The organism is uncultured Sphingomonas sp. (assembly GCF_946477935.1).
Taxonomy (GTDB): Bacteria; Pseudomonadota; Alphaproteobacteria; order Sphingomonadales; family Sphingomonadaceae; genus Sphingomonas.
Genome location: NZ_CAMLAC010000222.1, coordinates 1 through 6,091, shown reverse-complemented (window position 1 = coordinate 6,091; position 6,091 = coordinate 1). Strand labels below are relative to the sequence as shown.

General features: G+C 61.6%; 9 protein-coding genes. 5 read left to right on the top strand and 4 right to left on the bottom strand.

From position 1 onward, the window contains the following. Window positions 1-27 precede the first annotated feature (27 nt). Complete coding sequence (locus Q0U08_RS16915) at window positions 28-1,452, top strand: DEAD/DEAH box helicase (protein WP_298092765.1); 1,425 nt, start codon at window positions 28-30, stop codon at window positions 1,450-1,452. A 26-nt stretch (window positions 1,453-1,478) separates the two neighbouring features. On the opposite strand, the gene Q0U08_RS16910 is transcribed toward Q0U08_RS16915, so the two are convergent. After that, window positions 1,479-1,868 (bottom strand): type II toxin-antitoxin system VapC family toxin, encoded by a 390-nt coding sequence (locus Q0U08_RS16910; protein WP_242417475.1) that lies wholly within the window; start codon window positions 1,866-1,868, stop codon window positions 1,479-1,481. Further along, window positions 1,868-2,161, bottom strand: coding sequence for an AbrB/MazE/SpoVT family DNA-binding domain-containing protein (locus Q0U08_RS16905; protein ID WP_242417476.1), 294 nt, complete (start codon window positions 2,159-2,161; stop codon window positions 1,868-1,870). The genes Q0U08_RS16910 and Q0U08_RS16905 overlap by 1 nt, the downstream gene beginning before the upstream one ends. Before the next feature lie 230 nt (window positions 2,162-2,391). Here Q0U08_RS16905 and Q0U08_RS16900 point away from each other — a divergent pair, with 230 nt between their 5' ends. Both Q0U08_RS16900 and Q0U08_RS16895 read left to right on the top strand, forming a co-directional pair. Then, on the top strand, window positions 2,392-3,012 hold the full coding sequence (locus tag Q0U08_RS16900) for a recombinase family protein (protein WP_242417477.1): 621 nt from the start codon (window positions 2,392-2,394) through the stop codon (window positions 3,010-3,012). A 310-nt stretch (window positions 3,013-3,322) separates the two neighbouring features. Beyond that, window positions 3,323-3,493: a hypothetical protein gene (locus Q0U08_RS16895; RefSeq protein WP_242417478.1), complete on the top strand. Its 171-nt coding sequence runs from the start codon at window positions 3,323-3,325 to the stop codon at window positions 3,491-3,493. A 79-nt stretch (window positions 3,494-3,572) separates the two neighbouring features. On the opposite strand, the gene Q0U08_RS16890 is transcribed toward Q0U08_RS16895, so the two are convergent. Next, complete coding sequence (locus Q0U08_RS16890; protein WP_279333667.1) at window positions 3,573-4,013, bottom strand: hypothetical protein; 441 nt, start codon at window positions 4,011-4,013, stop codon at window positions 3,573-3,575. 175 nt (window positions 4,014-4,188) lie between these two features. On the opposite strand from Q0U08_RS16890, the gene Q0U08_RS19910 reads away from it, so the two are divergent. Both Q0U08_RS19910 and Q0U08_RS16885 read left to right on the top strand, forming a co-directional pair. Then, window positions 4,189-4,254, top strand: a complete 66-nt coding sequence (locus Q0U08_RS19910) for a hypothetical protein (protein ID WP_363696627.1) — start codon at window positions 4,189-4,191, stop codon at window positions 4,252-4,254. Continuing rightward, a protein-coding gene (locus tag Q0U08_RS16885; RefSeq protein ID WP_242417480.1) for an IS5 family transposase occupies window positions 4,233-4,993 on the top strand; the annotation gives its coding sequence in 2 pieces (ribosomal slippage) (window positions 4,233-4,566 and window positions 4,566-4,993; 762 coding nt in all). The genes Q0U08_RS19910 and Q0U08_RS16885 overlap by 22 nt, the downstream gene beginning before the upstream one ends. Before the next feature lie 391 nt (window positions 4,994-5,384). Here Q0U08_RS16885 and Q0U08_RS16880 read toward each other — a convergent pair. Next, a complete protein-coding gene (locus Q0U08_RS16880) occupies window positions 5,385-5,939 on the bottom strand; it encodes a transglutaminase family protein (RefSeq protein ID WP_336945320.1) in 555 nt (184 codons plus the stop codon). Between the last annotated feature and the right edge of the window lie 152 nt (window positions 5,940-6,091).

Here is a 6,091-nt window from a genome sequence, read left to right as displayed (position 1 = left end):
CTTCCTTGGTCCAGACTGTAATAGTCGATGGACCACTCAGAAGGGGGCAGCTCAGCCACGCTGCGGCCGTACCAGCAGGTGGGTTTCGACTGGCTCGAGGCGTTGGGACGGGCCGGCTTCGGCGGGCTGCTTGCCGACGACATGGGACTCGGCAAGACCGTGCAGACGCTAGCGCACATTGTGTCCCGCAAGGCGGCGAGTGCTGATCCATCCCTGGCACCGGTGCTGATTCTCGCGCCGACCTCGGTATTGCCCAACTGGCAGGCCGAAATCGCGCGCTTTGCGCCCGGTCTGTCGGTGTTGCTGCGCCATGGTGCCGCAAGGCACGGCGACGCCACGCCGATCGGCGGATACGACGTGGTGCTGACCAGCTACCCGCTGCTGGTGCGCGATGCCGACATCCTTGCCGCCGAGGCATTTTCACTGATCGTGTTCGACGAGGCGCATGTGCTCAAGAATCCGCGCACCAGCAGCCATGTCGCGGCAAAGCGGCTAAAGGCGCAGCGCCGGATCGCGCTGACCGGCACGCCGGTCGAGAACCGGCTCATCGATGCATGGGCGTTGTTCGACCTGGTCGTGCCGGGTCTGCTGGGATCGCAGCGCGACTTCCAGCGGATCTATCGCACCCCGATCGAGAAGCACGGTGACGGCGAGGTGCGCGCCCGACTGGCACGAAAGCTCAGGCCGTTCCTGCTGCGCCGGACCAAGGACGCGGTCGCGACCGATCTGCCGGCCAAGTCGGTGATGCAGGTCGCGGTCACACCAACCACGGCGCAGATGGCGCTGCACGAGAGCCAGCGCCTCGTTATGCAGCAACGGGTGCGCGACGAGATCGCCCGCGTCGGACTGATGCGTGCCCATATCATGGTTCTGACCGCCCTGACCCGGCTGCGGCAGGTGTGCTGCGATCCGCGGCTGTTGCCCAACCACGGTGCAAAGCCGCCTTCGTCGGCCAAGCTCGAGCGCCTGCTCGAACTGCTCGGGGAGTTAATCCCGGAGGGGCGGCGGATCATCCTGTTCAGCCAGTTCACGTCCATGCTCGACCTCATCAAACCCGAACTGGATAAGTCCGGATATGGCTGGGTAGAGCTGACTGGAACGAGCAGGGATCGCAGGACACCGGTCGCACGGTTCCAGGCCGGCGACGTGCCGCTCATTCTCGTCAGCTTGAAGGCGGGCGGCACCGGGCTGAACCTGACAGCCGCCGACACCGTGATCCTCTACGACCCGTGGTGGAATCCGGCGGTGGAGGCGCAGGCGATCGACCGTGCGCACCGCATCGGTCAGCAAAAGCCGGTGTTCGTCTACCGCATGATCGCCAACGGCACGATCGAGGAGAAGATCCTCGACCTGCAACACCGCAAGGCCGCACTCGCCGACGCGCTGTGGAGCGACGAGGCGGCAACCTCCGCCGGATTGACGCAGGAGGACATCGACTTCCTGCTCGGGTAGTCGGGCGAGGGTGTCCGAATGTCGAATCAGGAACGGATCAGTTCGATCCGCAGTCCTTTGACCTTCACCTTCTTCCATTCGCGATCGCCGGTGAGGGCAGGAACACCGAGTTGCATGGCCAGCGCGAGGCAGGACCGATCGCCAAGGCTACGACCGTACTGGCGCGTTTGGGCGTGCAGGCCTGCGGCCGCATAAGCCGCATCCACGTCGTGCGCGCGGACATCGAAGCGCAGTTCGTCCAGCAATTCGCGGGTGGTGGCCTCGTCGAGGCCGCTGAGCAGCAGCTCCTTGATGACCTCCTGAAGGTTGACCGCCGAGATCGCGGCACGCCCGACATGAGGCGCGACCTTGTCAGCGCCGGGCTCATCCCGAACCAGCGCCAACACTGCGGATGCGTCGAGAACGACGGATGCCATTATGCGTCTCGATCCGATGCAGCGGACGTGTCCTCATCGTGATCAGCGGCGGCTTCCGCCTTCCGATCTTCCAGGAAGTCGTCGGTCGTGCGAGCATGATTGGCATGTGCTCGATAGAGTGCCTGGGCGCGTGATACGCCATGACCAATAGGGGACAGGCGCACCTGATCATCCTCGACCGTTAGGATGATCTTCGTATCGCCATGCAGACCCATCGCCTTTCGTACCGATGCCGGAAGAACCATGCGGCCATTACCGGCAACGTTGATATCTATGGATTGTGATGCCACCATCGTACCCCTTCCAGTTGGTAAAGATCTAGAACATGCCAGAAGAAAGAACGTGACACAACTAGGCTGTGGGAAGATGCTTCCGGGGTGTCATCATGCATATGTCAATGTGAGTATACCCGTATCGAACGAACGACTTGAGACGTAGGTGGCGTCTAATCAGGGTTGTTTTCATAGACATTGAACAGTAGCTTCGTTGGGTCTAGAAGCTGTTCGAACAGAATGAGAGTTTGATGGCGCTTTTTGGATATGCCCGTGTTTCGACGACCGATCAGGATTTGGGGATCCAGGAAGCTGCGCTGCGCGCAGCGGGGTGTCAGACGATCCGGTCGGAGAAGAAGTCCGGGTCAGGCCGTGAGGCTCGAACCGAATTGCAAATTCTGCTCGACTTCCTGCGCGAGGGCGACACGCTCGTCGTGACGCGGATCGACCGTCTCGCACGGTCGATGAAGGACCTTCAGGATATCGTCCATGAACTGAAGGGCAGGGGGGTAGCCCTGAAGGCGACAGAACAGCCGATCGATACCCGCACTGCCGCCGGTAAAGCGTTCCTCGATATGCTCGGCGTCTTTGCCGAGTTCGAGACGAACTTGCGCAAGGAACGGCAGGCGGAGGGGATCGCGGCTGCGAAGGCACGAGGGGTATACAAGGGCGGGAAACCGCGTATCGATCCGGAGGCGGTGCGCGCGCGCGCGGCGCAGGGCATGCGTCCGGCGCATATCGCCCGCGAACTGGGCATTTCGCGCGGCACGGTCTATCGCTTCCTGCCTACAACAGCTCTCGAACCCGACGGTACCTTGCCACCGGAATCCGCTTTGCTGCATAGCGCTACCACCGATGCCAATCCGTCCTGAGCATGTTTTTCTGTACCCGATCGATTGGCGGCATATCTCCGACTTCGTTCGGTTTGTCCGTGCCAAAGGTTGCTGCGAGCATTGCGGTCGGGGACATCTGAAGCGCGTCTTCCACATGGGCGACGGACGGTGGTGGGACGCGGAACGACGCTATTGGCGGAACGGACAGGGTAGGCGGGTTCGCCGACCGACCAACGATATTCTTCACGTGGGCAAGTGGACATCGGTAGTTCTGGCGTGTGCCCATCTGCATCATGATCCAAGCGACAGTCGCTTTGAAAAGCTGGCTGCGCTTTGCCAACGATGCCACATGATCCATGACGCGCCCGAGCATCGGCGACGTCGGTGGATGAATGCCCATTTCCGTCGAGCGCTGGGCGACCTGTTCTACGGCCCCTATCCCGAACATGGTGCCGATTGGATCACGCCGACACCGGCGAGCATGCTCGACGATCCACGCCTACTTTACCTTCGGGTTTGAGCCGAGCGGCGCTGCGCTGAACTTCAGGCGGTATGCCGGCAGGTTCGTGCTATTGAGCAGGTAAGCGCTGAGGTCCTGATTATGCTGCTTCAGAGTGCTGCCCACTTGCTGGCATGCCAGCAATCTGCAGGTGCCTGGTTGCCTGCGCCAGAAACTCGGCATGCGACAAATCACGATGATCTATCCACCATTTGGCGTCGTCGATACCCAGGCAAATGCCACAATCGGCATCGGCGCTTGTGTGAGGGAGCGCCATCAGTGCGGCCAAGCGACTGACGCGAATAGTTTCTGCCCAACTCACCTGCCGCTCGCTCCCGTTCAGCTGCGGCCGGTCGAGATGCGCAATCGTTGCGTCGTCACGGGCTGCGGCCTTGGTCTGCTCGGCCTTCTTGTCCGCGACAAAGCAGGCGCGGCATTTGGTTGTCCGTAACCAGCGAGCTTTCCGCGCGACTTGAGAGTTGAACCCGTAAATGACATGGACCTGCTCGTGGCCGCAGGCATGAACGATCTGCTGTTCCATGCTCTCGAACATGCTGCATGGCGTACCGGGTGCCAAACCTGTTGAGTCGATCCGAATCGTTTCTGCGACGAACGGTTACAGGCGGGATAAGTAAGCTGACCCAGTGGGGACCGAACACGCGTTTTGGCCGGGAGCAGCCCGTCCGCTTAGGGTCAGGACCTATTAAATCGCTTGCGTGAGCGGTGGCAGGTTGATTCATTGGTGGTGGAGGAGCTGCCGATGGGTGACCTGTTTTGGCTGACGGACAAGCAAATGCAGCGGATCGAGCCGTACTTTCCGCTGTCGCATGGCGTGCCGCGCGTGGATGACCGGCGGATCGTCAGCGGCATCATCTTCGTAATCCGCAACGGTCTGCGCTGGCGGGATGCACCAGCGGCTTATGGTCCGCCCAAGACGATCTACAACCGGTTCATCCGTTGGAGCCGGATGGGCGTGTTCAACCGGATCTTTGCCGGACTGGCAGCCGAGGACGGCCCCCCGGATCAGCTGATGATCGATGCCACGCATCTGAAAGCGTACCGGACGGCAGCCAGCCTGCTCAAAAAGGGGCTCTTCCCCGATGTATCGGCCGCACCAGAGGCGGCCTGAACTCCAAGCTGCACGCCGTCTGCGACGATCGGGGACGCCCGCGCGTCATGCTACTCACCGAAGGGCAGATGAGCGACTATAAGGGAGCGGCCTTCATGTTCGAGGCGATGCCGCCTGCTCCGGTGCTGCTCGCCGATCGCGGCTATGACGCAGACTGGTTCCGCCAAGCGCTTGCCGCGCGTGGCACCAGCGCGTGCATCCCGTCACGCAAAGGTCGCAAGGTCCCGATCCCGCATGATGCTGCACTCTACCGCCGTCGTCACAGGATCGAGAACATGTTCGGCCGCCTCAAGGACTGGCGACGCATCCATACCCGCTATGACCGATGCGCTCACACCTTCATGTCGGCCATCGCACTCGCCGCTTCCGTCATCTTCTGGATCAATCAATGAGTCCTGAGCCTACAAGCCTGCCCGCGACGACGCATGCAATGGCGAATTCGGGTTGGGGGACCGTAAAAGTCCGATGAACGAGCGGCGGAAAGTGGGTGGCGGGCGGGGCGTCTGGAATGACCGTTCCTGGGTCTTACGGTGCCAAGCGCGGGACCGAAATTTGTCACGAGACGGTGAAGCTCTGGTGGGGCAGGTGCAGTCCACTATTCGCCGACGACATCCGTTACCAGAGGGTGAGCCGTACCGGGAACGCCTATCTGCCGCGCTGGGGAGTGTCGAATGCTCGCCAGCTAGGCTGCGGTCCTGAAAGACCGACGTGCATTGCGTGAAGACGGGATCGCAACAGACTGACAGCACCCGGCAGAGCAACCCACAAGAAAATCGCTAGCAGCTATGCCGGTTCGACTGTAACCGATTGGCTGTTCATGACGGCCATGCCGTAGGCTGTGAGGAAGGCAACATCAGCCGCATCACGGCCGATCCCGATCTTGGCCATGGCTTTTTCTTGCGCCATGCCGGTTGCGTCGACCAAGTGCCATTCGCCGCCGATGAACACCTCGGCAACGGCATGGAAGTCCTGCGGCTCGACGCCGAGTGCATAGACGCTGGCGATCCGGGCTGGGATGCCCGCTGCGCGAACCAGCGTGATCACGACATGCGCATAGTCGCGACAAACCCCCTGGCGGCGTATGAAGGTGTCGGCCGCAGTGGTCTCCGCGGTGCTTACGCCGGGGACATAGCTGAAGTGGCTCTGCACCCAATCCCGAATGGCTATCACCTTCTCGCCGCCTGCCAAACTGCCGAACTCGGCATCGACGAAGCTCTGGAACTGATCAGACGGGCAGTAGCGCGAGGGCATCAGGTACTGGACAGTCTCACCGGGTAGCTGATGATGGGGCACCATCGGCAGCGCGAGACAGTCGGTCAGAAGCCGGTTGATGGACACCGTTGCTCGGTAATCTACGGTGAAATGACCCTGCGCTCGCAGCCATATGCGCTCGCCTATTGAATCCTACGCGTCGACGCGTGCGAAGTGCTGGTTCTCTGAGCAGCCCCCACCGGGTGGTCCGGGTTGATAGTTAGTGCATTGTCGTCTCC